Consider the following 255-nt stretch of genomic DNA (forward strand, 5'->3'; position numbering starts at 1 on the left):
TTGCGCACGTTCAGGCCAGTCTCTTCGGGGTGGCCGGGGCGACCATCGTTGGCCGTCTGCTTGACGCGGCGGATCGAGCTTTGCGGCCAGAACGGTGGCCGCGCTTGCGCGCGATTGTCCTGATACACCGCCCAATCCTGCAGGTGCAAATACAAGCTGTAGAAGGTCAGGCTCGGCGGTACGTCCGGGCTGCCGGTGATGTGCGGCGCCTGCAGGTGGTGGCGCACCAGCACGAAATTGCGCGAGAAAGGCACG

At 65.1% G+C, this 255-nt stretch carries 1 pseudogene; it reads right to left on the reverse strand.

The features are described from left to right. Positions 1-255 (reverse strand): annotated as a pseudogene (locus ACZYR5_RS29715) (hypothetical protein); the annotation flags it as partial.

This window comes from Pseudomonas sp. F007 (assembly GCF_057814275.1).